We start from the raw sequence: 26,834 nt of genomic DNA, 5'->3' as shown, positions 1-26,834 counted from the left end.
CCGTTCGGTTGAATGGAGACACCATACGGAGCGAAACGCTTGGCGTCACCCCTTGTACTCCGGGAGTGACAGAGTTACCTCCGACCGGGTGCCTGTAACGCCCCCAAGCGGCAGGGTATAAAGTGGGCGACGCACCGGTTAACGGGGCGTGCGGACGTAGCGCAGCTGGTAGCGCATCACCTTGCCAAGGTGAGGGTCGCGGGTTCGAATCCCGTCGTCCGCTCGGGGCTGGGGGACGTGTGCTCGCGGAACGCGCGAGCCTTGGCCCCTTCGCCATCTCATCGGGGGTCGGACCCCCGAACCCCCGGCAGGGAGGGCTTCGCCCCCCTGCACCCCCCTGCCTGTGGTTGCGTTGGGTGGGTGGGTTCGGCTTGGTGACCGCCCACTTCCCGTCGCGGAGCTTCGGTTTATTTGCTTTGGGTGTCTCGGCGGATCATTCGGCCGGCGCCTGCGGCTACTGTGGTGGCCAGGATCCAGCCCGCGGCTATGAAGGCGTCGCTGACCCACTTGTCCAGGCCGTGCATGTACCAGCGGTTCTTGTTGCCGAAGTCGACGATCGGCACCAGCAGGTCCGCCGTGTACAGCAACGGGTTCCACTGCAGGCCCGTCTCCTGCTGGTCCACCGCGCAGCGTGGGCCGCTCACCATGTACCGCACCGGGTCCGACACGCACGAGTCGTCGCCCAGCCAGAAGTACAGGCTGCCCGCCACGAGCAGCCCGACCAGCCACCCCAGCGCCCGCACCGGCCGGTAGCCGTAGCCCACCATCCACCGCTGCAACCAGCTCCACAGCCGCACACCCGGCCCCAGCACCCGGTAGCCCTGCGCCAGCGCCTCGTACCGGTACTGCTGCTTGCGGAACAACACCGTGTCCGCGTGCTCCTCGTTGCCGCTGCTACGCAACATCGTCGCCAGCTGGTCGTACGGGCCCGGCCGGTAGCCGTCCATCGCTTCGCGCAGCTGCCTGATGCGCCTGTCCACCGCCCGATCGTCCTTCATCTCGATCGGGTGGTTCAGCACGTCGTAGCGGAAGTCCTCCAGCTCGATCCCGCCCCGCGCCGACCAGAACGCGTCGTTGTCACCGAGTGTCCGGCAATGGGCGTGCCGCAACAGGATCCGGCCACCGGGACGCGCGCCGGGGGTGAGCAGCAGCTCGTCGGCCGTCAGGTCACTCGCGTCGAGCGCGATCTCGTGCCCCGGCAGCGCATCGAGCTCCGCCGCGGTCAGATCCACCCGGCGGGCGGCGCTCGCCCCGTCCATGTTCACCCCACCCGAAGCGCGGAAGTGCCGTTCGCGGGACTCGGTGAGGCTGATGTTGCGGCCCACCCGCACCGTGCGCAGATCGACCGAATAGCTCGTCTGCGTGCGGATCGTGGGCTCCGTGACGTGCGAGCCGTACAGCTCGATGCTGCCGCCGACCTCCGTGCCCTGCAGCCGCACCGTGCCCTCGATCGTCGCGTCGGTCAGGTGCAGGTTCCCGGCGATCTTCATGCGCCGCGCGGAGAACACGTCCCGGCCGGCGTGCTGCAGGTGCGCACGCGAAGCCAGCACGTTGCCGCCGATCCGGACGTCCGCCATCCGCAGCTGCCCCGACGGCACGCGCAACGCCGTCGCCTCCAGATCGCCGTCGATCTCGCTGCCGTCCAGGTGCAGCGCGCGGTCGTAGAACGGTTCGACGCCACCGCGCGGCACCTTGAGCCGCGCGCCCGCGAGCCGCAGCGTGCCGCCGATCCGGGTGTTGATCATGCGCAGGGTGCCGACCGCGGAGAACTCGTCGGACAGCTCGACGTTGCCCTCGACCCGCATCCGGTCCGCGACCAGCGCGGGCCACGGATCCACGTACGGATCACTGGAATTCCAGGCGTCGACGGCGATCGAGCCGCGCTGCGGGCTCGCGAGGTCGGCGCCGCGGAACACGATGTCGCCGTCGACGCGGGCGCTCGGCAGTTGCAGCACCCCGCGTGCGGTGAACGGCTGCCGCCGGTCGGCCGAGCCGAAGTTGTCGACCTCGCACAGCAGGCTGCCGCCGACGTGCACGCCGTTCGCGTCGAGCGCCAGGCCGCCGGGATTGCTGAGCGTGGCACCGGAGAAGTTCACGTTGCCGCCCGTCCACATGCCCGGCACGCGGACCTCGCCGTCGGCCTTGAGCCGGTACGCCAGCAGCGCGCCACTGATCTTGAGCCGGTCGGCCTGCAGCGCGCGGCCGTGCGACGCGATGCGGGTGCGCGTCAGCACGAGCGAACCCTCGATCACGGCGTCGGTCAGGTTGATCGCCGCGTCCGGCACGCCGCGTTCCCTGGTGTCACCGCGCTGCACGGCGGTCTCGCCGTCGTCGGTGCCGCCGGGGAACGGCTGCACGACGCTGCGGATGAGGCGGATGTCGTTGCGGCTGCGCAGGTTCCGCGCCTTGAGCCCCGGCAACCAGCAGCGCCGGAACACCAGTCCCAGCAGCTTCGCCTCGCGCACGTCCGGCGCCTGCTCGAACCGGCAGTTCTCGAACCGGAAAAGACAGTCCAGGTCCGCTCCGCGCAGGTCCAGCCGCCCGGTGATGTAAGCGCTTTCCACGGGCACGATCGGCGCGTTGCTGCTGTGCCTGCGCCACCGCAACAGCCCGCCGCTACCGGGTTCGAGCAACGGCCGGAGCAGGTCGGCCGCGGAGACGTGGTAGCGCGCGTCCGGCACGCCCGCGAACGGGTCGAGCGGCGGCAGGTCGCTGTCCACCGGCCAAGACTGCCCGTTCGCCATCCACCCCTCCTCCGGTTCCGCGCGCAACCGACCTTAGCCGTCGCGTTACTCCGGTTGTGCGCTTTCGCTGAGGTGACCGCCGGACGCGGTTATCGTCGAGGGATGGAGGCCCTCGCGGAGCTGAGAGCGGTCACCGAGGGCGTGACCTACGGCGAGCTGGCCACCCTCCGGCGGCGGCTGTGGGCCGACGAGGAGGACGCGTACCGCTGGTTCGGCCAGTACCTTCCCGCGCCCGAACACCGCGACGCGATCGAGGCCGGGTTCGAGGAGCGCGTCAAGGCGGCGCTGTGCCACGACGGCGACCTGCGCCGGTGGACCGACCGGCTGCGCGCCGAAATCGAGCCCGTTCTGCCGCTGGCCCGGCTGCTCGCCAGGTACCCGGCGCTCGACTACCCGGTGATCGCTCCGAACGTCGCCGCGTGGCGCGTGCTGGCCCGGTTCGGCGGGGTGTTCGAGGTCGACCACGGCTGGGCCGCGGTGCCGGACCTGCCGAGCGCCGTCGCCACCACCCGGGACGCCGTGACCGCGCTCGGCGAGGCGCTGCGTGCCGAAGCTCCCGCCGAGATCTTCGCCGCACGCGGTTTTTCGCTCACCGACGAGGAGCTGGTGCGCTGGCTCGCGCACTGCGGCTACCGCGTCACCGAGACCGAGCTGCACCAGCCACGGCGGGCGCTGCACCGTGCGGTGGAACGGATCTCGCCGGGCAAGCGCACCACCCGCGGCCCGACCGCGACCGACCTCGCGGCGGACCTGCTGACCCAGGCCGGCAAGCCACTGCACCTCGACGAGCTGCTGCGGCGCATGGACCGGCAGTACAGCCGCGGTCCGCTGTACAACCGGCTCAACGCCGACAGCCGCTTCGTCCGGGTCGCCCCGAGCACCTTCGCGCTCGAGTCCTGGCACATCGAGCCCTACGCCGAGCCCGGCGGCTCCAGCACGGAGAACGCCGTGCGGCTCATCGAGACCGAGGGCAGACCCCTGCACCTCGACGAGATCCGCGCCCGCCTCGCCCGTCCCATCACCCGCGAGGGCCTGCGCAACGCCCTGAACGCCACCAACCGGCTGGTCCGCGTGGCGCCCTCCACCTACGACGTCAGGCGTTCGGGTTGAGCACCCGGGACAGGAACCCGCGCGTCCGCTCGTGCTGCGGGTTGGCGATGACCTGATCCGGCGGGCCCGCTTCGACCACGACCCCGTCGTCCATGAACACCACCTTGTCCGCGACCTCGCGGGCGAACTGCATCTCGTGCGTCACGACGATCATCGTCATGCCGTCCGCCGCGAGCTGCCGCATCACGCCCAGCACGTCGCCGACCAGCTCCGGGTCCAGCGCGGACGTCGGCTCGTCGAACAGCATCAGCTTCGGCCGCATCGCCAGCGCCCGCGCGATCGCCACCCGCTGCTGCTGCCCGCCGGACAGCTGCCCGGGGTAGGAGCTCTCCTTGTCCGCCAGGCCGACCCTGGCGAGCAGCTCCCGCCCGCGTTCGCGGGCCTCGGCCTTGCTCTCGCCGCGGACCTGGACCGGCGCCTCGATGATGTTCTCCAGCGCCGTCATGTGCGGGAACAGGTTGAACCGCTGGAACACCATGCCGATGTCCCGCCGCTGCGCCGCGATCTCCTTCTCCCGCAGCTCGTACAGCTTCTCGCCGCGCTGCCGGTAGCCGACGAGGTGCCCGTTCACGAACAGCCGCCCGGCGTTGATCTTCTCCAGGTGGTTGATGCAGCGCAGGAGCGTGGACTTGCCCGAGCCCGACGGGCCGATGAGGCAGGCGACCTCGCCCTCGGCGACCTCGAAGTCGATGCCCTTGAGCACCTCCAGGCGGCCGAACCGCTTGTGGATGCCCTGGGCCTGCACGACGGGCGTCACCGCTGCCCTCCCTGGTCCCGGTTGCCGAACCTGAAGCCGAGCATCCGGTTCGCCCACTTCTGGCGGGTGGCCGTCGCCCGCGAGGTGCCGCGCGCGTAGTACTTCTCGATCTGCATCTGGATCAGCGTCAGCACCGAGGTCATGAACAGGTACCACAACGCGGCGACGATCAGCAGCGGCGCGATCCGGTAGTTCTGCGAGTAGATCTGCTGCGTCGCGACCATCAGCTCGAAGTAGCCGATCACGACGACCAGCGAGGTCGTCTTGAGCATCGCGATGGTCTCGTTGCCGGTCGGCGGGATGATCACCCGCATCGCCTGCGGCAGGACGATCCGCCGCAGGGTCTTCGACCGGGACAGGCCGAGCGCGGCCGCGGCTTCGAGCTGCCCCGCGTCGACCGACAGGATGCCGCCGCGCACGATCTCGGCCATGTACGCCGCCTCGTTCAGCCCCAGGCCGAGCAGCGAGGCGGAGAGCTGCGAGATGAGCGAGTTCGTGTCGGCGCTGACGAACTCGGGTCCGAACGGGATGCCGATCCCGAGCCGCGGGTAGAACAGCGCGAGGTAGTTCCAGATGACCAGCTGCGTGATCAGCGGAGTGCCGCGGAACAGCCAGATGAACGTGCCCGACGCGCCCGCCGCGAGCGGGTTCGGCGACATCCGCATCACGGCGAGCAGGATGCCGCCCACCACACCGATGACCATGGAGATGGCGGTCAGCTTGAGGGTGTTCACCAGGCCCTCGAGCACCCGGTCGTTGAACAGGTACTGGCCGACGACGTCCCACTGCATGTTGGCGTTGGTGACGACGCTGCGGATGACGATGAACGCGACGAACGCGATGATCACCCCGGCTACCCAGCGGCCGTAGTGGCGCACCGGGACCGCCCGGATGTCCTCGGCGTGCGTCCGGTTTTCGGTGTCGGTCATGGGATCAGCTGACGGCCGGGTTCAGTTCCGCCTTCTGGACCGCACCCGCGGTGTTGAGGCCCCACTTGGCGAGGATCTTGGCGTAGGTGCCGTCGTCGATGATCGCCTGCACCGCGCCCTGGATGGCCTGCGCGTAGGTGCCCTGGCCCTTCTTCAGCGCGATGCCGTACGGGGCGCTGTCGTAGGGCTGGCCGACGACCTCGACGTTGCCGCCGGTCTGCTTCACCGCGTAGTCGATCACCGGCGAGTCGGCGAGCATGCCCTGGCTGCGCTTGGTCTGGACCTGCAGGTTCACGTCGGTCTGGGCCTGGAACTGCTGCATCGTGATGGCGGGCTTGCCCGCCTTGACGCAGTCGTCCGAGCGCTTGGTGAGGTCGTCGACCTGGACGGTGCCCTGCTGGACGGCGATGTTCTTGCCGCACAGGTCGTCGAGGCTGATCTTGTCCGGGTTGCCCTTCGGCACGGCCAGCGAGGTGCCCGCGCTGTAGTAGGACACCATGTCGACGGTCTGCAGCCGCTCGGCGTTGATGGTGAACGACGACATCGCCAGCTCGTACTGCCCGGAGCCGACGCCGGCGATGATGCCGGAGAAGGCGGCGTTCTGGAACTCCGCGGTCAGCCCCAGCTTCTGGGCGATGGCGTTGCCGAGGTCCACGTCGAAGCCGACGACCTTGCCGTTGTCGACGAACTCGTTGGGCGCGTAGCTCTGGTCCTGCCCCACGACGATCTTGCCGTCGGCGGCGATCCCGGCGGGCACCATGGCGGCGAGCTTCGCGTCCTTGGCCTCGGCGGGGATCTCCTGTGCGGCGGGCGCGCCGGCGCTGGGCCCCGTGCCACCCGACCCGTTGCCACCGGAACCGCAACCGATGGTCAGGCCGGCCAGTGCGAAGGCCGGCAGCAGGGCAAGCGCCTTGAAGGATGTTGCACGCGCCACGTTCGTCACTCCTAGTAGGTCATACCGGATGAGTCCACGCATCCTGCCATCCGAATGGCTCCCTCCGCAGCACCAGGGAGGTCACGGCGTGATGTCGACAACGCGGGCAACCGGGCGGTAACGGGGGGTTAACTCCGCACGCCGGGGCTTCGGGACCGGACGGCGCAGCGGACACGTCCCAGCGGCGCAGCGATCCACAGTGGAGGTGTGACGTGGAACGACGCGGTGGCCCGTCGAAACCATCACCGACAATCTCTAGGTGTCTCAGACCGTGTTCGTCGACGAGACGAAGCAGAACGGCTACTTCGTGACGGCGGCCGCGATGGGCGCCCGAAGTACGGGTCGTCTGAAAACGCGAAACCCGGCCCGCCCACCGTCCGGAAGGCTGCCGGGTCCACTTCGACAGGTCTCTAGTGACCTGCGCAAAGAGAGGTCATTACCCTCGCGCGTGGGCGTCCAAGGTGTGCGCCACCGCTTCCGTCACGCGGCGGGCCTGTCCGAGGTGCAGCCACTCGTCCGGGACGTGGGCGTTCGAGTCCGGGCCGAGTGCGCCCGTCACCAGGAACTGTGCCCGCGGGTACTTCTCCGCCAGCAGGCCCATGAACGGGATCGAGCCGCCGAGGCCGACTGCTCGCCACGGGGCGTCGAAGACCTCCGTGCTCACCTTCTCCAGCGTCGCCGACAGCCAGGGCGCCGGGTCGGGCGCGTTCCAGCCGCCCGCGTGCTCGACGCCCGAGAGCTCCACCTGCGCGCCGTACGGGACGTCCGTTGTCAGCGCCTTCTCCACCGCGTTCAGCGCCGCCGCCGAGTCGGCCGTCGGGGGGAGGCGGAAGCTCAGCGCGAGCGTCGTCGCGGTGCGCAGGACGTTGCCCGCGTTCGCCGGTTCCGGGAAGCCCGCCCCGCCGATCACCGACAACGTGGGCCGCCAGCTGTTGTTCAGCATCAGCTCGACCTCGTCGTCCGAGACCGGGCGCATGCCCTCGACCAGCGGAAACGCTCGGGCCATCGCGCCCGGCGCCACCGCGGCCGTCGCCCGCGTCTCATCCAGGCGGTTCGCCGGGATCTCGACGTTCAGCTCGGCCAGCTTGATCTCGCCCGTCTCCGCGTTCTCGATCCGGTCCAGCAGCTGCCGCAGCACGCGGAACGAGCTGGGCACGACACCACTGGCCAGCCCGGAGTGCTGCGCGGACCGCAGCACCCGCACCGTCACGTTCACGTGCACCATGCCGCGCAGGCTCGTGGTCAGCCACATCCGCTCGTAGTCGTTGCCGCCCGAGTCGAGGCAGACCACCAGCGACACCTCGCCGAGGCGCGCCGACAGGTGCTCCAGGTACGCGGGCAGGTCCGGGCTGCCGGACTCCTCACCCGTCTCCAGCAGGACCACCGACCGGGCGTGCTGCCCGCCCGCCGCGTGCACCGCTTCCAGCGCCGTCGTGGCCGCGTACGCCGCGTAGCCGTCGTCCGCCGAGCCGCGGCCGTACAGCTTCTCGCCCCGCACCACCGGCTGCCACGGGCCGAGGCCCTCGGACCAGCCGCCCACCGGCGGCTGCTTGTCGAGGTGCCCGTACAGCAGCACCGTGCCGCGACCCTCCGCTCCCGGCGTGGCGGGCACGTCGACCACCAGGGCCGGGCTGCGACCCTCCAGCCGCACCACGTCCAGCGTCGCGCCGGGCAGGTCGCGCCCCGCGATCCAGCCCCGCACGTGCTCGACCGCCGCCTGCAGGTGGCCGTTGGCAGCCCAGTCGGCATCGAACGCCTGGGACAACGCGGGGATCCGCACCAGCCCGGACAGGCTCGGCACGACCTCGCTCTCCCACAGCCGGGACACGGTCTCACGCACGGTTGTCTGATCCACGTGGCCATTCTGCCAGCGCCTGCCTGGTGTGGCGCAGCTCACGATCGCTTCCCGTTCAGCAGCGCCCACCCGGCACACGCTCCGCGGAGCCCACCCAACCGGCTGCTCACACCCCGTGTGCAAGGCCGACTTTCGGCGCCCACATCGTCGGTAGTCCTAGTGTTTGCGCAGCTCAGCCATGGTTTCTCAGCAACAAATCAGCCACCGGTACTGACCTGTGACCCCTCCTTCGTGTCAGGATGACGGCGTAAAGCCGTCACGGCCGACGGCTGCCCGAGCGCTTCGGACCCGAATGCGCTGGTGGCCGCCGGTCTCGCCCGCCGAGGCCGCCACAAGTGGCTTCGCGGCACGACACCGAGGAGAACGCGCATGCCGTCCCCCGAACAGTGGACGCACCCGGAGCCCGGCGAAGGACCGGCGGCCGAGGCCGCACAACCGTCCCCGGAGCAGGTGATCGCGGGTTTGCGAGCAACGAGTGAAGGTGGCGCTGAGCTGACCCAGCTGCTCACGCCCGAGGGCGAACGGGTCGCTTCACCCCAGTTCGACCGTTACGTCCAGGACATCGACGGCGAGGCGCTGCGCGGGCTGTACCGCGACATGGTGCTGGTGCGCCGCGCCGACCGCGAGGCCAACGCCATGCAGCGCCAGGGCCAGCTGGGCATCTGGGTGCCGCTGCTCGGCCAGGAGGCGGCGCAGATCGGCTCGGGCCGCGCGCTGAAGCCGCAGGACATGGCGTTCCCCAGCTACCGCGAGCACGGCGTCGCCTACGCGCGCGGCGTGGACTTCCGCGACCTGATGGGCATCTTCCGCTGCACCGACCACGGCGGCTGGGACTTCAAGGCCCACGGCTTCCACCCCTACACCATCGTCATCGGCAACCAGGTGCTCAACGCGACCGGGTACGCGATGGGCCAGAAGTTCGAAGGGAAGGTCGGCGACGAGGACGGTGAGGCCACCATCGTGTACTTCGGCGACGGCGCCACCTCCCAGGGCGACGTGCACGAGGGCTTCGTGTGGTCCGCGGTCTACGACGCGCCGCTGGTGTTCTTCTGCCAGAACAACCAGTGGGCCATCTCGGAGCCGACCGAACGCCAGTCGCGCCTGCCGCTCTACCAGCGCGCCCGCGGCTACGGCTTCCCCGGCATCCGCGTCGACGGCAACGACGTGCTGGCCTGCCTCGCCGTCACGCGCTGGGCGCTCGACGAGTGCCGGCACGGCAACGGCCCGGTGCTGATCGAGGCCTTCACCTACCGCATGGACGCGCACACCACCACCGACGACCCGACGCGCTACCGGCTCTCCGACGAGCTGGAGGCGTGGAAGCTCAAGGACCCGATCGAGCGCGTGCGCGCGTACCTCGCCCGCAACGGCCACGCCGACCAGTCGTACTTCGACCAGGTCCAGGGCGAAGCCGACGAGTTCGCCGCGCAGCTGCGCGAGTTCACGTTCAACATGCCCGAACCGCCACCGGAACGAGTGTTCGCCAACGTCTACGCGGAGAACTCCCCGGTGCTCGACGCCCAGCGCGAGGAGTACCTCTCCTACCTCGACGGTTTCGCGACGGCGGGTGAGCGCTGATGGCCGCCCCGGTGAGGTCCAAAGTGGACGAGACGCCCGCCGCCGTGCAGACGCTGACGATCGGCAAGGCGCTGAACCTCGGCCTGCGGGCCGCGATGGAGGCCGACGACAAGGTCATCATCCTGGGTGAGGACGTCGGCAAGCTCGGCGGCGTCTTCCGCATCACCGACGGGCTGCAGAAGGACTTCGGCGAACAGCGCGTGCTCGACACGCCGCTCGCGGAGTCCGGCATCATCGGCACCGCGGTCGGCCTCGCCGTGCGCGGGTTCCGCCCGGTGTGCGAGATCCAGTTCGACGGGTTCATCTTCCCCGGGTTCGACCAGATCTCCAGCCAGCTCGCGAAGCTGCACTACCGCTCACAGGGCCGGATCAAGGTGCCGGTGGTCGTGCGCGTGCCGTTCGGCGGCGGGATCGGGGCCGTCGAGCACCACTCGGAATCGCCGGAGTCGCTGTTCGCGCACATCCCGGGGCTCAAGGTCGTGTCGTGCTCGAACCCGGCCGACGCCTACTGGATGATCCAGCAGGCCATCGCGTGCGACGACCCGGTGCTGTTCTTCGAGCCGAAGCGCCTGTACCACAACGGACACGTGAAGTCCGAAGTGGACACTTCCGCGCCGCCGGGGTCGCTGTTCGCCTCGCGCGTGCTGCGTGCGGGCACCGACGCCACCGTGGTCGCGTACGGCCCCTCGGTGAAGGTGTGCCTGGACGCGGCGGCCGCGGCCGCCGACGAAGGCCGTTCGCTGGAGGTCATCGACCTGCGCACGCTTTCGCCGCTGGACCTCGGCCCGGTGTTCGAGTCCGTGCGCCGCACCGGCCGGCTCCTCGTGGTGAGCGAGGCGCCGTCGGAGTCGTCCATCGCCTCGGAGATCGCCGCGCGCGTGCAGCAGGAGTGCTTCTACTCCCTGGAGGCGCCGGTGCTGCGGGTGACCGGGTTCGACACCCCGTACCCGCCAGCCAAGCTGGAAGAGCACTTCCTGCCGGACCTGGACCGGGTGCTGCACGCCGTCGACCGCTCGATGGGGTGGTGAGGGGTGCCGGAGTTCAAGCAGTTCCTGCTCGCCGACACCGCGGAAGGGCTCACCGACGCCGAAATCCTCAGCGTCCGGGTCAAGCCCGGCGACGAGGTGACGGTCAACCAGGTCGTGTGCGAGGTGGAGACCGCGAAGGCCGCCGTCGAGCTGCCGATCCCGTGGGCGGGCAGGGTCACGGAGGTCCTCGTCGAGCCCGGGCAGACGGTCGAGGTCGGTGCTCCGATCCTGACCGTAGACGTCGATCCGCACGGCGGTGCCGTCAACGGGTCCGCGCCCGCGGCGGAGGAGGAGATGAAGCCGCTCGTCGGGTACGGCTCGAAGACGGTCACCACCAAGCGCCGCGCTCGCCGTGAGGCGCCCGAGGTGGCTCCCGTCGCCAAGGGGGGCTACGTGCCGCTGGCCAAGCCGCCGGTGCGCAAGCTCGCCAAGGAGCTGGGCGTCGACCTGAGGGCGCTCGCTTCCTCGGTCGACGGCGTGATCACGCGCGAGGACGTCCAGCGGGCCGCCGCGCCGACGCAGGCCGCGCCGGTGCAAGCCGCTCCGGTCCAGGCCGGGGCGCGCGAACGGCGGGTGCCGATCAAGGGCGTCCGCAAGGCCACCGCGCAGGCGATGGTCAGTAGCGCGTTCACCGCGCCGCACGTCACGGAGTTCCTGACCGTCGACGTCACGCCGATGATGGAGCTGCGGGAAAAGCTGAAGAAGCACCCGTCGTTCGCGGGCGTGAAGCTGACCCCGCTGGCGTTCGCGGCGAAGGCCGTGTGCCTGGCGGCGAAGCGGACGCCGGACGTCAACGCGTCCTGGGACGAGGCGGCGGGCGAGATCGTCTACAAGGACTACGTGCACCTCGGGATCGCCGCGGCGACCCCGCGCGGGCTCGTGGTGCCGAAGATCCGCGACGCCGACGCGATGTCACTGGCGGAGCTGGCGACCGCACTGGAGCAGCTGACCACGACCGCGCGCGAGGGGAAGACGCCGCCCGCGGACATGCTCGGCGGCACCATCACGATCACCAACGTGGGCGTGTTCGGTGTGGACACGGGCACGCCGATCATCAACCCCGGCGAGGCGGCGATCCTGGCCTTCGGCGCGATCAAGGACATGCCGTGGGTCGTGGACGGGCAGCTCGCCGTCCGGAAGGTGCTGCAGCTCGCGCTGAGCTTCGACCACCGCCTGGTGGACGGGCAGCAGGGCTCGCAGTTCCTCGCCGACGTCGGCGCGATACTGGCCGATCCGGCGATGGCTATCACGTACTGACCACGAAAACCGGTCCCGCACGGGGCCGGTTTTCGTTTGTCCGCTTGACGGAGTGAGCGCTCACTCCGCACACTGGATGCCGTGACCGAAGTGAGGAGACGCGCTCCGGGGATGAGCCCCGAGGAACGCCGCAAGATGATCGTGCAGGCCGTGCTGCCGCTCATCGTCGAACACGGGGCCGCCGTGACCACGGCCCAGATCGCCCGCGCGGCCGGTATCGGCGAAGGCACGATCTTCCGCGCCTTCAAGGACAAGGACGAGCTGGTCGAGGCGTGCGTGCACGAGGCGCTGCGCCCGGACGGGATGCTCGAACTGCTCGCGGACATCCCGCTCGACCAGCCGCTCGCGAAGCGGCTCACCGAAGCCGCGGACGTGCTGTCGGCGCACCTGGAACGCATCGGCGCGATATTGGGAGCCCTGCATGCGTCCGGCAGGCGCCGATCCGGCGGTCCGAAGGGCGACCGGCAGGAGTCGTTCACCAGGATGCGCGAGGCGGTCGCCGAGCTGTTCGAACCGGAACGCGATCGGCTACGGCTGTCTCCCGAGCAGCTCGGCGGCCTCTTCATGTCGCTGTTGCTCAGCCGGACCCGGAGCGACCAGCACGTCGTCGCCGTCGAGGAGCTCGTCGACGTGTTCCTGCACGGGGCGGTGACCGCCAAGTGATGCACGGAGGAGGCCCGCCGCTCGGGCTGAGACGGCGGTTGCGGCAGGTCAGCAGCACGGTGCCGGACAGCGGGCTGACCGGCCCGATCGAGATCCCGGACCCGAAGCCCGCCGACGAGCCGAAGGACCTGCGGGCGCGGCTGCACCGGTTCCGCACGTCCGCGGGCGGCACGGTGCGCGGGCTGCCCAAGGTGATCCGGCTGACGTGGCAGGCCAGCCGGGTGCTGACGGTACTGATCACACTGTCCACAGTGGTCAGTGGGGTGCTGCCGACGCTCACCGCGTACATCTCGAAACTGCTGCTGGACGCGGTGGTCGCGGCGGTGCAGGGGCACGGATCGGTCCAGCGGATCGTGGAGATCACGCTGCTGGAACTGGGGGTCCTCACGTTCACCGCGGTGAGCACGGCCGTGACGAACGTGGCGCAGCAGCTGTTGCAGGAGCGCATGACGCTGACCATCCGGCACCAGGTGATGTCCCACGCGGCGACGCTGGACCTGGCGTTCTTCGAGGGTTCGGAGTCCTACGACCTGCTGCGCCAGGCGTCGCAGGAGGCGCCGTCGCGGCCGCTGTCGATGCTGACGTCGGCGCTGGGCCTGGTGCGCACCGGGATCACGTTCGCGAGCATGGTCGCGCTGCTGGTCGCGGTGAGCCCGCTGCTCGCCGTGGTCGCGCTGGTGGCGCCGATTCCCGCGTTCGTCTCGCAGTCGAAGTACGGATCGCGGGCCTTCATGCTGGCGCTGTACGTGTCTCCGATCCGGCGGCGCATGGACTACCTGAACAACCTCGTCACCACCGACACCTACGCCAAGGAGACGAAGCTCTTCGGGCTCGGGAACTACCTGGTGGACCGGTTCCAGCGGCTCGGCAAGGCTTACTACACGCGCGAGCGCAAGCTGACGACGAGGCGCAACCTCGTCGGCTCGGCGTGGAGCCTCCTGTCGACTGCGGCGGCTTCGGGCATCGCGCTGTACATCGCGCTGGAAGCGGTGCACGGGCGGCTGACCATCGGCGACCTGGCGCTGTACACGAGCGCGGCGGCCGCGGTGCAGACGGCCGTGTCGGGGCTGTTCACCGGGTTCGCCGGGATGTACGAGAACAACCTGTACCTCGACACGCTGTACCAGTTCCTCGGCACGCGACCGGAGATCACCGCGCCCGAACGGCCGCGGCCGCTGCCGGAACGGGTGCGCGGGCACGTCGAGTTCCAGGACGTGTCGTTCACCTACCCCGGCGCGGCGGAACCGGCGCTGGACGCGGTGAGCTTCGAGATCCGGCCCGGGGAGACGGTCGCCGTGGTGGGCCGCAACGGGGCCGGGAAGTCGACGCTGATCAAGCTGCTGTGCCGGCTCTACGACCCGACGGGCGGCCGGATCCTGCTCGACGGCGTGGACATCCGCGAGTTCGACCCGACGCAGCTGCGCACGCTGATCAGCGCGATGTTCCAGGACTACGTGACGTACCAGGGCACGGCGGCGGAGAACATCGGGCTCGGCGAGCTGACCGCGCTGGAGGACCGCCCGCGGATCGAGAACGCGGCGCACCGGGCGGGTGCGGCCGAGCGGATCGAGCGGCTGCCGAAGGGGTACGACAGCCCGCTGGGCCGGTGGTTCGACCAGGGCGTGAGCCTGTCCGGCGGGGAGTGGCAGAAGGTGGCGCTGGCGCGGGCGTTCATGCGGGACGTGCCGCTGCTGATCCTCGACGAGCCGACGTCGGCGCTGGACGCGCAGGCGGAGCACGACCTGTTCGCGCGCCTGCGGGCGCTGGCCGCGGGCCGGACGACGCTCTACATCTCGCACCGGTTCTCGACGGTCCGGCAGGCGGAGAAGATCCTGCTGCTCGACCACGGGAAGCTGGCGGAGCAGGGCACGCACGAGGAGCTGATGCGCCTGGGTGGCGACTACGCCGACCTGTTCACCCTCCAGGCGGCGGCTTATCTCGACGACTGAGGTGGGTAGCCTCCGGGGCATGGAGGTGCACGTCGGCTGCGCGATGTGGACCCACCCGGCGTGGCCGGGGCGGGAGCTGCCGTCGCGCGAACGCCTCCGCTCGTACGCGAGCCACTGCAACGCGGTGGAGGGCAACACGACGTTCTACGCCACCCCGGCGGCGAGCACCGTCGCGTCGTGGGTGGAGCAGACGCCGCCGGAGTTCCGCTTCCTGCTCAAGCTGCCGAAACTCGTCACGCACGAACGCCGGCTCGCCGACGTCGCCGGGCCGGTCCGGGCCTTCCTGGACACGATCGAACCGCTCGGGGAACGGGTGCACGCGCTGTGGGTGCAGCTGCCCGCGTCGTTCGGGCCGACGGACCTCGACGTGCTGGCGGCCTTCCTGCGCAGGCTGCCGCGTGAGCGCCGCAAGGCGGTCGAGGTCCGCCACCCCGCGTTCTTCGAGGACGAGCGCTGGTCGGCGCGGCTGGCGGAGGCGCTCGACGCCGTCGGCGCCGAACAGGTGCTGTTCGACACCACGGTCCTGTTCGGCGCACCGCCGACCAGCGCGGCGGAGGAGGAGGCCTGGCAGAAGAAGCCGCGCCTGCCCCGCCGGTCGCACGCACTCACCACGCACCCGGTCGTCAGGTACATCGGCCGCGACGACGACGCGCGCACGGCCGAGGGCTGGCAGCACTGGCTCGACACGGTCGTCCGCTGGTTGCGGGAGGGCCGCTCCCCGACGATCTTCGTCCACACCCCCGACAACGCCGGGGCGCTGGCCCTCGCACGTCGCTTCCACGAGGAGGTGCGAGCCCGCGTTCCCGAGGTCGCGCCGCTCCCCGAACCGCTCCCCACGGATCCGTTGACCTTGTTCTGAATCGTGAGGGCCAAGATTCACTCGTTGGCGCTAACGTAAGGCCAGACACGACCCCCGAGGAGCACGGATGAGTTGGCAGGAAGAGCTGCGCCGTCTGGACGCGGACCTTGCCGCCGGCCGGATCAGCCTGCGGGAGCACCGCAAACAGCGGGAGGAGCTGCTCGCCGCCGCGTCCGGTGGGGTCGCGCCGTCGCCGTTCACCTCGCCGCGGATGCCCGCGGCGCAGGAGGCCGTCCCCGCCTGGCCGACCGCCGAACCGGTGCCGGAACCGCCTGCGCCCCCGGCCCCGGCTCCCGCTGCGGCGCCGGCTTCGCAGGGCCGCTCGGCCGCGCTGCTGGAATCCTCCGTGCCGACGAGCGCCCCCAGCCCCGCCGACCACCGTCCCACCGACTCCATGCGCTACCCGCCCATCCACGAGGCCCCGACGGTCATCACGCCCGCCATCCCGCACGGCACGCTGCCGAGCCTCGTCCCGCTCTCCCCGCCGCGCGACGAGGTGCCGCCGCTCCCCACGCGCCCGGAACGCCCCGACCGCCGCAAGCCGACGTGGCTGTTCCTGGCCCTGGGCGTGTTCCTGGTGCTGGTCCTGATCGGCGGCGCGACGTGGTTCCTCGGCAACCGCGAGACGAGCAACACCACCGCGGGCGGCACGACCGCCGCCGCGCCGCAGACCTCCTCCGCGGTACCGGTCGAGCAGCGGGTGCCCGCACTGCCGGGCACGCCGGACCCCAACAACTCGACTGTCTCCGTCGACAAGGGTGTTGAGCTGGGGCTCTACCCCGTCGAGGCCGCCGACGTCTACAAGCGCAACGGCGTGAGCGAGATCGTCTACCGGGCCTCCTCGGAGGGCGACGAGCAGTACTTCCTGCTCGTGATCCACGCGGGCTCCGCGAGCCAGGCGCAGGCCGTCACCAACTACATGCGGGGCGGCGCGCTGTCGAGCGGGTACACCGTGCTGCCCGCCGACCCGTCCGTCGCGACCGGGACCAAGTCCGGGCGGACCATGAACGGCACCTGGTACTCCTCGGGTGACGTGTCGGTGGTGTTGTGGGTGTCACAGCCCGCCGGGCGCGCCGAGGACCAGCTCAGGCAACATCTCGACCAGGAGCGATCGGAACTGCGAGCGGCTCTGCCACCGAGCTGACCACCGGTTCCGCGCGCACCGCGGCCCGCCGCGGCTTGAGGTACCGGCGCAGCCGCAGCGTGGGTTCCTCGACGAACCGCCACGACAGCTGCCCCGCGAGGTACGCGGCGGGCAGCGACAGGACCGCGAGCACCCACGGGTCGCGGACGCCGGCCAGGATGATCAGCTGCTGGACCAGGAAGCCCCAGATCGAGATGCCGTAGCTGCCGAGCACGAACGGCCCCACGCCCCCGAGCCGTTGCGGCCAGTGGCGCGCCAGCGTCACCGCCCCGTAGGCGGCCATCAGCGGCAGCACGTAACGGTTCCACTCCGTCCGGCACACGGCCACCCACGCCACGAACAGGACCGCCGCGACCGACGGCCGGAACGGGATCCGGTGGCGGAAGGCGTGCAACACCATGCCGAGCACGAACGGCACGAGGAACGACACCGTCGACCCGAGCGGGATGTTCAGCACCGACACCTCACCCTGCGACTCGAAGCTCGCCCCCAGCACCACGTCGGCGAAGACCATCGCCGCCAGCAGCAGGAGCAGCACCAGCCGCGACGCGCCGAGCGCGACCAGCACCCCGACCACCAGCACGAGGCCGTAGCCCAGCAGCTCCATCGGCAGTGTCCACAGTGAACCGTTCGCCGAGTACGGGTACGGCAGCGAGTCGAACACCCCCGGCAGCCGGTGCTGCAGCAGCATGACGAGGCAGGTGCCCACGAGGTACCGCCAGGTCTGGGCCGAGGTCCAGTAGTCGGCCTGCGGCCAGACGGTGACCAACGGCCCGACGACGAGCACGGTCACCGAGACCACGAGCGCCAGCGGCGGCAGGATCCGCAGCAGCCGGCGGGCGGCGAAGCGCCACCACGACGGGTCACGCGACCAGCTGTGCTGGATCTGGTACCCACTCATGGCGAACAGACCCATGAGCGCGACGTAACCGGGCGCCACGTGCCAGGACGGCGGGAGGATGGTGGAGCGGTCCGAGAACAGCAACGCCCAGCAGTGGTCCAGGACTATCAGCAGCGCGCCGACCGTGCGCAGCCAGGCGAAACCGACGTGCGGATTGGCATGGACCTTCGTGCAGGAGTTGAGCATCGCCAACCGATGCTAACGGAGCGGCAACCCCTTTCGGTGCGGTTCAGCGAATCGGCGACGTCACAGACCCCACCGTCACCGGACCGCACGCGCCATCGGCCTCGGCGCCGGCCGGGGCGGAACCGGCAGAACCGGGCGCGGCGCCGGACGCCGCAGGTGCCGTCGCAGGCGCTGCGTCGGCTTCTCCACGTACCGCCACGACAGCTGACCCGCCGCGAAGGCCAGCGGCACGGCGAGCGCCACGAGCAGTGCCACGTTCCGCACCCCGGCCATGATCAGCAGCTGCTGGATCGGGAACGCCCAGATGTAGGTGCCGTAGCTGCCGTAGACCCAGTCCCCCGCCTTCTCGAGCCGCGTCGGCCAGTGGCGGGCCCAGGTGATCGCCCCGTACGACGCCGCGACGACCAGCGCATACCGGCCCACCGGCGTGTGGTTCAGCGCCACCCACACCGCCAGCAACGCGATCGCGGCGACCGGCCGGAACGGGATCCGGTCCCGGTAGGTGTGCAGGATGACGCCGAGCACGAACGGCACCAGGAAGGCGATCGTCGATCCCACCGGCACGTCCAGCAGCGAGCCACCGCGGCCGTGGTCGCCGAAGGTGGCCAGCGTCTGGCTGTCGGCGAAGACCATGACCGCCAGCACCGCGAACAGGAACAGCCGCGAGACGCCGAGCGCGATGACCAGTCCGACGACGAGCACGATCACGTAGCCGAGCATCTCCATCGGCAGCGTCCACAGTGCACCGTTGGCCGACCACGGGTACGGGTTCGAGTCGAACACGCCGGGCAACCGGTGCTGCAGCAGGAAAAGCAGGGTGGTGCCCACCAGGTAGCGCCACGTCTGCGCGGAGGCCCAGTAGTCGGCCTGCGGCCAGCTGGTCACGAGTGGACCGATGACGAGCGCGGTGACCGCGACCACCAGCACCACCGGCGGCAGGATGCGCAGCAGCCGGCGGGCGCTGAACCGCCACCACGACGGGTCGCGCGCCCAGCTGTCCTGGATCTGGTAGCCGCTCATGGCGAAGAAACCCATGAGCGCCACGTAACCCGGCGAAGCCCCCCACGACGCGGGGAAGATCGTGAGCCGTTCCGGGTGGAGCAGCGGCGAGCAGTGATCGATGACGACGATGAGCGCGCCGATCGTTCTCAGCCACGCGAACCCGATGTTGGGATCGGCGTAGGTCTTGCTCACGGCTCGCATGGCCGCTGATGCTAACGGATTACGTCACCGGATAGGGGGGAACAGCGTTGAGAATTCACCTCAGGATCGACTGGAGTGCCCGCTTCGCGACGTCCGGTCCGAACTGGAGCTCCACCGCCACCTTGCCGCGCTCGGAGAGCTCCTGCCAGGTCTTGTCCTCGCCCAGCAGCGTCAGGATGTGGTCCGCCAGCTCCCGCGCGGTCTCCCCGATCAGCACGCTCTCGCCGTGTTCGAGGTGCATCCCCTCCGCGGCCACCGGCGTCGCGACCACGGGGACACCGCAGGCCAGCGCCTCGCCGACCTTGCCCTTCACCCCGGCGCCGTAACGCAGCGGCGCCACCACGACCCGCGCCTCCCGGTAGTGCGGGGCGAGCTCCGGCACCCAGCCGTGCACGACCACGCCTTCCGAAGCCAGCGCGAGGATCTCGGGCGGCGGGTTGCTGCCGACGACGTGCGCCACCGCGTCCGGCCGGGACCTCCGCACCAGCGGCATGATCTCCTGCGCCAGCCAGGTGGCCGCGTCCCGGTTGGGCGTGTGGTCGAAGCTGCCGACGAAAAGCACCCCGGACCGGTCCTCCGGCACGGCTTCGGTCTCGTCCACGACGTGCACATTGGACAGCACGGTGACGTTCGCGTCCGGCACCAGCCGGTGGAGCAGTTCGCGCTCCACTTCGGACACCACGAGCGTGACGTCGGTGCTGCGGACCAGGCCGAGCTCCATCTCGCGCAGTGCCGTGACCCGCTGCCGCAACGAGGTCGCCTCGTCGTCGCGGCCTTCCCGCTCCGCCAGCTCGGCCTGCCGCCCGAGCCGGAGGAAGTGCAGGTCGACCGTGTCGTAGGCGATGCGGCAGTGCGGGGACACCGAGCGGATCTGCTCCAGCAGCTGCCAGGCGACCTGGGGGCGCGACAGCACGGCCACGCTCAGCGCGGGCCCCGCCTCCCGCAGGAACGCCTGCTGGTGCTCCTCGCCCGCGACCACGGTGACGCCCTCCAGGTGCAGCGGCCGCACGTAACGCTCGGGCAGCGCGTGGTTCATCGGGAAGAACACCACGCGCTCGCCGAGCTCCGCGAGCTGGCACAGCAGCCTGCTCATCCGCACCGAACCGGAGTCCTCGTCCGGGCGCGGCACCTGGTAGTCCGCGACCAGCACGATCCCGCCCCCGTGCCCTGCGGCGGTGCGCTGACGGCCAAGCCACACGTTGCGCGGGCTGGCCTCGGGCAGGTGCGCCGCGAGCTGTTCGGCCCACTTGTCGACGAAGACCTGCCGGTTGAGCTCCTGGTGCCGCTTGACGCCGGAGGAGAGGTCCGTGCCGTTCGAGACGCCCTCGTGGTGCACCACGACCGACGCCGGCTGCACGACCGTGCGGTACCCCGCCGCCCGCACCGCGAACGCCAGGTCGGTGTCCTCGTAGTACGCCGGCGCGTACCGCTGGTCGAAGCCGCCGATGCGCTCGAACAGGTCGCGCCGGACGAGCAGCGCCGCACCGGAGCAGTAGTCGACGTCGCGGACCGTTTCGAACCACGGCCGCTCCGGCTCGTTGCGGCCGTAGTTCCAGCCGGTCCCGTCCGCCCAGACGATGCCGCCGCTCTCCTGCACCCGGCCGTCCGGGTAGACCAGCTTGCTGCCCACCAGACCGACGTCCGCGCGGTCCTCCACGACGGTCACCAGCTCGTCCAGCCAGCCCGCCCGGACCTCGGTGTCGTTGTTCAGGAACATGACGAGCTCGCCCCGCGCCTGCTCGGCGCCGAGGTTGCACGCCCCGATGAAGCCCAGGTTGCGGGGAGCCCGCACCAGCCGGACGCCGGGACACGCGGCGACCCGGTCGGCCGAGTCGTCGACGGAGGCGTCGTCCACGACGATCACCTCGAACGGCGTGCGCGGCCGGGAGACCTCGATCGACTCGAGGCAACGGCGGGTGTAGTCCCAGTGCCCGTAGACGGGGATGACCACGCTGACGATGGGCTGCTCGCTCGTGGTGACACCCACCGGGCCGAGCTCCGGCGCGGCGTCCGGCAGCACCCCGGCAGGACGGCCCAGCGCCCGCTCGTAGACGTCCCGGCGGCGGGTGCCGCGGGGCGCGTACCGCTCGATGGAGGCGCGATAGCGGCTGATGAGCCGCTGCCCCATGGCGGAGACTTCGGCGTGCAGGGTCGCGTTTTCGGTGGCCAGCTCGTGCACCGTCCGCCGGAGCCTGGCATTGGTCTCGTCCAGCCAGGTGAGCCTGGCCTGCTGGTGCTCGGCCTTGCGCCGCTCGCGGTCCAGCTCCGCGGCGAGCGACGTCTGCGCGCGCCGCACTTTCCGCACCTGCTCCTGCGCGCTGTCGCGCTCCCGCACCACGCCGCCCAGCTCAGCCGTCAGGCGCTCGGCTCGCGCCGACTCCGCGGCGAGCTCGTCCTGGAGCCGCTGCGCGTCCTCGGCGGACCGCCCGGCTTCCGCGGCGGCGGCCGCCCGGTCGGCGAGCGCCTTGGCGATGAGGGTGAGCTTCTCGTCGGTGAGCACGGACGTGCCCGGCACCTCGACGGGCTCGTCCGAGGCGACCGCGACGAAGTACGTGTGCGGCACACCGGGGCGCACCCGCCAGTCGTCCGGCGAGTCCTGGTGCAGCGTGTGCAGGTCGGCGCCCGTCCCGTCCCCGACGATCAGCGAACCGACCGCCACGTTCTGCCGGAGCATCTCGACGTGCTCGAAGGTGCCCGCGAGCAGGTCGCGGAAGCCCTGCTCGTCGAGCTCGTGCACGTGGAACGGGTTCTCGTTGCCGTGGTCGTGGGTGTAGACCTCGATGTCCGGCGTGCTGCACAGGAAGATCCCGCCCGGCGCCAGCAGCCTGCGGACCAGCCGCAGCACGAGGTCCTGGTGCTCGACGTGCTCGATCGCCTCGAAGCACGTGATGACGTCGAAAGGTGCTTCGTCCGGCAGCGCTTCCGGGTCCTCGATGGACCCGACGTGGAACCGCAGCGCCTTGGAGCCGTAGCGCCTGGTCGCGTGCTCGACGGTGACCGGGTCGAGTTCGAGCCCGACCACGTCGGCGGCCGCTTCACCCAGCAACGCGGCGCCGTAGCCCTCGCCACTGGCGAGATCCAGCACCCGCTTGCCCGCCACGTACCGCAGCGCGAGGGCGTACCGGTGGTAGTGCTCGTAGATCACCTGGTGGTCGTCGGTCCACGGCACGCACCGCTCGCCGGTCCACTCGATCAGGCGCTCACCAGTGCTCCCCGCGTCCATGGGGAGCAGGTTAGCGGGAACGACCACGGCGGCGGGCGGCCCTCGGTAACCTACCGACCATGAAGGCCGGTCCCGGAGCCCCGCAACAGCCGCCGGGCGGACTGCCACCCACTCCCGAGGCGTGGCTACCGCGGGAGCACAGCCTCTACCGGCCCCGGCACAGCAGGCGCCAGCGCAGCGCGCTGACCTGCGCGCTGATCTTCTTCCTGACCCCGGCGCTGGCCTTCGTGCTGGGCGTGCGGCCGACGGCGTTCGAGAACCGGGCGCTGCACGCGTTCCCGTCGCCGGGCGACGGTTGGGACTTCTTCACCTCGTTCTCCGGCTGGGCCACCGACCACCTGCCGCTGCGCAAGGCCGGCGTCGACGCCGCGGGCGCGGTCAGCTCCGGTGTCTTCGGCGACCCGCCCCAGACCGGCCAGACCGACACCGGCGGCCCGATCGGGCTGGAGCCGAAGGGCCCGGCGGCGCCGAAGGACACGTTGCCCGCCGGGGGTTACCCGCCGCTCATCTACGGCTCTGACAACTGGCTGTACCTGGGCGCCGACATGAGCAACAAGTGCGTCCCGACGCTCCAGCCGGACCAGGTGGTCGAGACCTTCCAACGCCTGCGGGCGGCGGTCGAGGCGTCCGGGCGCCGGTTCGAGTTGGTGATCGCGCCCGACAAGTCCACCGCCGCGCCGGAGCACCTTCCCGCCACCTACGCGGGCAAGGACTGCGCCCGCGCAGCGTCCGCCGAGTTCTGGCAGAACGCGACGACGAAGCTCGGCGACATCGACGTGCGGCCCAGCCTCACGGCGACCGCGACACGGGTCGGGCACCCGCTCTACGACGCGTACGACACGCACTGGACGTACGAGGGTGGGCTCACGATGACGTACGCGCTGGCCGAGCGGCTGCAGCCGGGCGTCACGTCGACCTGGTCCGTCGGCAAGCGCCAGGTCAACGCCTGGCCCGCCGACCTGCCGACGCTGCTGGGCCGGTCCGAGTACCGCCAGCTGCAGACCTACACCCTCGCCCCGGACGGCAAGACCGACCGGGCCCGCTACGTGGCGAGCGACTTCCGCGCGCCGCTGCACCTCGACCAGGGCGGTGGCGCTCCCGCGCCGGGCGTGATCGGCGGGAACACCGCGGTGATCGCGGACTCGTTCACCCAGTTCGCGAGTCCGTTCCTGGCCGCGGGTTTCCAGAACCTGACGATCGTGCACGCGGAGACGATGGCGCAGAACACGACCGCCAACGCACTGCAATTGTTGGCCGATCGAGACGTGATCGTGGTGGAACTCGCGGAACGGAATGCGGTCGGCGGAGCGAGTCCACTGTTGCGGGATTCCGTGGTGGACCAGATCGCCGCTGTACTGGCGAGTCACCCCAGGTAGGGGCCAACGGGCCCGAGGCCGGGGTGCACAATGTGCCGTAGTCGGGTGCGGCTACGTTCCGGTTTCCAGCCGCAAGCATTCGCAACACCGATCCCGAAGGGGGTGCCGGGGTGACCTGGCAGGAAGAGCTGCGCAAGCTCGACGAAGACCTGGCGAACGGCTCACTTTCGGCCGACGCCTACCGCCAGCGGCGCGACCAGATCCTCTCCGCCGCGGTCACCGCAGCACCTCCCGAAGCCCCGGCTACCCCGGGCCAGGGCGACTCCACCCAGATCATCGAGCCGGTGTCGCCGCCGAGCGGCGTACCGCAGCCGCCCGCCCAGCAGAACCAGCCCCCGCAGCAGAACGCGCAGCCCTCCGGGCCGGTGCCGCAGAACTCCGAGGCCACGCAGGTCGTGCCCTCCTACGACAGTTCCGCGGAGCGGACGCAGGCGGTGCAGCCGTGGCAGGGCCAGTACCCGCAGGGCCCCGGCATGCAGTCCCCGCCCGCCGGGTTCGCGCAACCCCCCGCGTGGCACGCCGCGCAGAGCGACTCGACCCCGCCGTGGGGCGGCGGTGACCTGCCGCCGATCGCGCCGCAGGGTGGCTACGAGTGGGTGTCCCAGGGCCCGGAGCAGGGCGAACAGAAGCAGAAGTCCCAGGGCAACGGGCGGAAGATCCTGTTCTCCGCCATCGCCGCGATCGTGGTGATCGGGCTCGGGGTGGCCGTCTGGCTGCTCTTCGGCCGCGACAACAGCACGGACGTGCAGGCGGCGAACCCGGGCCAGCAGCCGCCCGCCGCCACGAGCAAGCCGCTGCCGGAACCGCCGCCCACCAAGCCGGAGCCGAGCAGCGACGCCGACGCGTTGATCACCGCGCCCGGCACGCCGCGCGCCGGTGGCGGGGACTTCACCCTCGCCACCCTGCAGTCCAACAAGCTCCTGCCGGACTCGGTCATCGCCGCGCTGCAGCAGGGCGGCATGACCAGCGGCCGGCTGAACACCTCGACGCAGGGCGGGTCGACGATCGGCCTGTTCTCGCTCACGCTGCCCAGCCCGTCGGCCGCCACCACGGTCGCGAACGAGTACGCCGACAACCAGCGGCGGGGCGGCCTGTCGGCCAACCGTGACCTGTCGATGCAGGGCGTGCCGGTGCTGAGCACCTCGGCCAAGTCGTCGCAGGGCGTCTTCCGCGCGGTCTACGTGCTCTACGACCGGGTGATCATCGTCGAGACGTTCGGGCCCGACCGGGCGGCCGCGCAGCAGCTGTTCACCTCACTCCTGCAGGACCAGGTCGACCACGCGCCGCCGACGCAGCGCAACTCGTGACCGCCGCCCCGGGCCGGGATCTCACCGGCCCGGGGTGACCAGTCCGGATTCGTAGGCCAGCACCACCAGCTGGGCTCGGTCGCGGGCGCCGACCTTCGTCATGATGCGGCTGACGTGCGTGCGGGCCGTCGCGGTGGAGATCACCAGGTGGGCGGCGATCTCGTCGTTGGACAGGCCGCCCGCGACCAGTGCCAGCACCTCGCGTTCGCGGTCGGTGACCTGCCGGACCGCGGTGTTGTCCACACGGCGGTTTTCGGGTCTGCCGACGAACTCCGCGATCAGCCGGCGCGTGACGGTCGGCGCCAGCAGCGAGTCGCCCGCCGCGACCACCCGCAGGGCACGCAGCAGTTCGACCGGTTCGGTGTCCTTCAGCAGGAAACCGCTCGCGCCCGCGCGCAGTGCCTCGTACACGTACTCGTCGATGTCGAACGTCGTCAGCACCAGGACCTTCACCTCCGCGAGGTCCTCGTCGGCGGTGATGCGGCGGGTGGCCTCCAGGCCGTCCACGCCCGGCATGCGGACGTCCATCACCACGACGTCGGGGTGAGTGGCGCGGGCCAGTTCCACCGCTTCACCGCCGTCGCGCGCTTCGCCGCACACCTCGAAACCGTCCTCGGTGTCCAGTAGCACCCGGAAACCCGCCCGCACCAGCGCCTGGTCGTCGGCGAGCACGACGCGTACCGTCATCGGTCCTCCTCGACGGGCAGTTCCGCCCGCACCTCGAAACCACCCTCGACCGGGCTCGCGGTCACCCGGCCGCCCAGTGCCGCGGCCCGTTCGGCCATTCCCCGCAAACCGTTGCCCGGCAACGGATCCGCCGGAGACTCGCCGTCGTCGCGCACCGCGAGCGTGAACGAGCCGTTGATGCGTCCGAAGTGGACGTCCACTTGGGATGCTCCGGCGGCGTGGCGGACCACGTTCGTCAGCGACTCCTGCAGGATCCGGTACGCGGCCCCGTCGACCGGCGCGGGCAGCTCGCCCGGCTCGCCGTGCACGGTCACCCGCAGGCCGGCCGCGCGGGCGTGGTCCAGCAGCTCGTCGAGCCGGTCCAGGCTCGGCGCGGGGCCCAGCCCCTGCCCCGACCGCAGCACGGCGACCGTGGCCCGCAGGTCCGCCAGCGCGGCCGCGCTCGCCTCCTTGATCGCCAGCAGCGCCTCGACCGCCTGCTCCGGCCGCCGGTCCGCGACGTGCGCCGCGACCCCGGCCTGCACATTGATCATCGCCAGGCTGTGCGCCACGACGTCGTGCACCTCGCGCGCGATCGTCAGCCGCTCCCGCTCCGCCATCCGGTACTGGTGCTCGGCGGCCCGCTCCCGCGCGGCCCGGACCGCCGCCGCCCGGTTGCGGGCCGCGGCGCCGATGCCCAGCACCGCGGCGAGCCACACGACAAGCAGCGCCACCGGGGTGTTCGCCGTCAACGCGCCACCCGTGCCGAAGTACACGCCGAACGCGGCGAGCAACGCGACCCCACCGGTGACCCCCGCGACCAGCAGTCCCCGCGTCCGCGTCAGGGTGAACAACGCGATCGTCGGCAACAGCAGCGCGGGCCCGTTCGGATAGGACGAGCGGTAGTAGGCCAGCACCACCGCGCCGGTCACCAGGAACACCGGCAGCGGAAAACGCCGGACCAGCGACAGCGGCAGCGCGGCGCCGGCGAGCCACAGGTACCCGGGCAGGTCGAGCGCCCTGCCTGGCTGGAAGTGCCCGGCGAGGGTCGTCGCGCCGAGCACGAACACCATCGGCACGAGCGTCACCAGCACGTCCACCGGGTACCGGCTCGTTCGCCACACACCGGGAAAGCTACGGCACGCAGGCCACCGAGCGCGTCCGT

The 26,834-nt window shown here is 71.0% G+C and carries 20 protein-coding genes and 1 tRNA gene; 11 read left to right on the top strand and 10 right to left on the bottom strand.

The genetic code is table 11. From position 1 onward, the window contains the following. Nucleotides 1-150 precede the first annotated feature (150 nt). A tRNA-Gly gene (locus FHX82_RS01730) sits at nt 151-223 on the top strand. A gap of 184 nt (nt 224-407) precedes the next feature. Here the strand turns inward: FHX82_RS01730 and FHX82_RS01725 are convergent. Continuing rightward, a complete protein-coding gene (locus FHX82_RS01725) occupies nt 408-2,744 on the bottom strand; it encodes a translocation/assembly module TamB domain-containing protein (RefSeq protein ID WP_183176424.1) in 2,337 nt (778 codons plus the stop codon). 102 nt (nt 2,745-2,846) lie between these two features. Between FHX82_RS01725 and FHX82_RS01720 the strand changes: the two genes are divergently transcribed. Then, the gene (locus tag FHX82_RS01720; RefSeq protein ID WP_145935006.1) at nt 2,847-3,854 is read left to right on the top strand and encodes a winged helix-turn-helix domain-containing protein; all 1,008 of its coding nucleotides are present in this window, start codon (nt 2,847-2,849) and stop codon (nt 3,852-3,854) included. Here FHX82_RS01720 and FHX82_RS01715 read toward each other — a convergent pair. From FHX82_RS01715 to FHX82_RS01700, 4 genes are all read right to left on the bottom strand, one after another. After that, on the bottom strand, nt 3,838-4,611 hold the full coding sequence (locus FHX82_RS01715; protein WP_145935007.1) for an amino acid ABC transporter ATP-binding protein: 774 nt from the start codon (nt 4,609-4,611) through the stop codon (nt 3,838-3,840). The genes FHX82_RS01720 and FHX82_RS01715 overlap by 17 nt on opposite strands. Continuing rightward, nucleotides 4,608-5,540, bottom strand: coding sequence for an amino acid ABC transporter permease (locus FHX82_RS01710; protein ID WP_145935008.1), 933 nt, complete (start codon nt 5,538-5,540; stop codon nt 4,608-4,610). The genes FHX82_RS01715 and FHX82_RS01710 overlap by 4 nt, the downstream gene beginning before the upstream one ends. A 4-nt stretch (nt 5,541-5,544) precedes the next feature. Next, on the bottom strand, nt 5,545-6,474 hold the full coding sequence (locus FHX82_RS01705; RefSeq protein WP_229880780.1) for an ABC transporter substrate-binding protein: 930 nt from the start codon (nt 6,472-6,474) through the stop codon (nt 5,545-5,547). 436 nt (nt 6,475-6,910) lie between these two features. After that, nucleotides 6,911-8,329, bottom strand: coding sequence for a M20/M25/M40 family metallo-hydrolase (locus FHX82_RS01700; RefSeq protein ID WP_145935010.1), 1,419 nt, complete (start codon nt 8,327-8,329; stop codon nt 6,911-6,913). A 369-nt stretch (nt 8,330-8,698) separates the two neighbouring features. Here FHX82_RS01700 and pdhA point away from each other — a divergent pair, with 369 nt between their 5' ends. The 7 genes from pdhA (at nt 8,699) to FHX82_RS01665 (ending at nt 16,807) form a co-directional block, all read left to right on the top strand. Further along, entirely contained in the window at nt 8,699-9,907 is a 1,209-nt protein-coding gene (pdhA, locus tag FHX82_RS01695) for a pyruvate dehydrogenase (acetyl-transferring) E1 component subunit alpha (protein WP_145935011.1), read from the top strand. Then, nucleotides 9,907-10,935, top strand: a complete 1,029-nt coding sequence (locus FHX82_RS01690; RefSeq protein WP_145935012.1) for an alpha-ketoacid dehydrogenase subunit beta — start codon at nt 9,907-9,909, stop codon at nt 10,933-10,935. The genes pdhA and FHX82_RS01690 overlap by 1 nt, the downstream gene beginning before the upstream one ends. Before the next feature lie 3 nt (nt 10,936-10,938). Beyond that, entirely contained in the window at nt 10,939-12,192 is a 1,254-nt protein-coding gene (locus tag FHX82_RS01685) for a dihydrolipoamide acetyltransferase family protein (RefSeq protein ID WP_145935013.1), read from the top strand. Nucleotides 12,193-12,303: 111 nt separating this feature from the next. Further along, the gene (locus FHX82_RS01680) at nt 12,304-12,855 is read left to right on the top strand and encodes a TetR/AcrR family transcriptional regulator (protein WP_145935056.1); all 552 of its coding nucleotides are present in this window, start codon (nt 12,304-12,306) and stop codon (nt 12,853-12,855) included. Next, complete coding sequence (locus tag FHX82_RS01675) at nt 12,855-14,804, top strand: ABC transporter ATP-binding protein (RefSeq protein ID WP_145935014.1); 1,950 nt, start codon at nt 12,855-12,857, stop codon at nt 14,802-14,804. The genes FHX82_RS01680 and FHX82_RS01675 overlap by 1 nt, the downstream gene beginning before the upstream one ends. Before the next feature lie 19 nt (nt 14,805-14,823). Then, nucleotides 14,824-15,663 (top strand): DUF72 domain-containing protein, encoded by an 840-nt coding sequence (locus tag FHX82_RS01670; RefSeq protein ID WP_145935015.1) that lies wholly within the window; start codon nt 14,824-14,826, stop codon nt 15,661-15,663. 67 nt (nt 15,664-15,730) lie between these two features. Continuing rightward, a complete protein-coding gene (locus FHX82_RS01665; protein ID WP_145935016.1) occupies nt 15,731-16,807 on the top strand; it encodes a hypothetical protein in 1,077 nt (358 codons plus the stop codon). Here FHX82_RS01665 and FHX82_RS01660 read toward each other — a convergent pair. The 3 genes from FHX82_RS01660 to FHX82_RS01650 form a co-directional block, all read right to left on the bottom strand. Beyond that, on the bottom strand, nt 16,749-17,894 hold the full coding sequence (locus tag FHX82_RS01660; RefSeq protein WP_145935017.1) for an acyltransferase family protein: 1,146 nt from the start codon (nt 17,892-17,894) through the stop codon (nt 16,749-16,751). The genes FHX82_RS01665 and FHX82_RS01660 overlap by 59 nt on opposite strands. A gap of 75 nt (nt 17,895-17,969) precedes the next feature. Continuing rightward, a complete protein-coding gene (locus FHX82_RS01655; protein WP_145935018.1) occupies nt 17,970-19,097 on the bottom strand; it encodes an acyltransferase family protein in 1,128 nt (375 codons plus the stop codon). Nucleotides 19,098-19,152: 55 nt separating this feature from the next. Beyond that, the gene (locus FHX82_RS01650) at nt 19,153-22,320 is read right to left on the bottom strand and encodes a glycosyltransferase (RefSeq protein ID WP_145935019.1); all 3,168 of its coding nucleotides are present in this window, start codon (nt 22,318-22,320) and stop codon (nt 19,153-19,155) included. 59 nt (nt 22,321-22,379) lie between these two features. Between FHX82_RS01650 and FHX82_RS01645 the strand changes: the two genes are divergently transcribed. Together FHX82_RS01645 and FHX82_RS01640 are read left to right on the top strand one after the other, a co-directional pair. Beyond that, nucleotides 22,380-23,696, top strand: a complete 1,317-nt coding sequence (locus FHX82_RS01645) for an alginate O-acetyltransferase AlgX-related protein (protein ID WP_145935020.1) — start codon at nt 22,380-22,382, stop codon at nt 23,694-23,696. Nucleotides 23,697-23,806: 110 nt separating this feature from the next. Continuing rightward, nucleotides 23,807-25,003, top strand: a complete 1,197-nt coding sequence (locus FHX82_RS01640) for a flagellar basal body-associated FliL family protein (RefSeq protein ID WP_145935021.1) — start codon at nt 23,807-23,809, stop codon at nt 25,001-25,003. A gap of 21 nt (nt 25,004-25,024) precedes the next feature. Here the strand turns inward: FHX82_RS01640 and FHX82_RS01635 are convergent, their stop codons facing one another. After that, nucleotides 25,025-25,690, bottom strand: a complete 666-nt coding sequence (locus FHX82_RS01635; RefSeq protein ID WP_145935022.1) for a response regulator — start codon at nt 25,688-25,690, stop codon at nt 25,025-25,027. After that, nucleotides 25,687-26,742: a sensor histidine kinase gene (locus tag FHX82_RS01630; RefSeq protein WP_145935057.1), complete on the bottom strand. Its 1,056-nt coding sequence runs from the start codon at nt 26,740-26,742 to the stop codon at nt 25,687-25,689. The genes FHX82_RS01635 and FHX82_RS01630 overlap by 4 nt, the downstream gene beginning before the upstream one ends. Nucleotides 26,743-26,834: the final 92 nt, after the last annotated feature.

The sequence above is a fragment of the Amycolatopsis bartoniae genome (assembly GCF_014191255.1).
GTDB classification, from domain to species: domain Bacteria; phylum Actinomycetota; class Actinomycetes; order Mycobacteriales; family Pseudonocardiaceae; genus Amycolatopsis_E; species Amycolatopsis_E bartoniae.
This window is presented reverse-complemented; position numbering and strand designations above follow the sequence as displayed.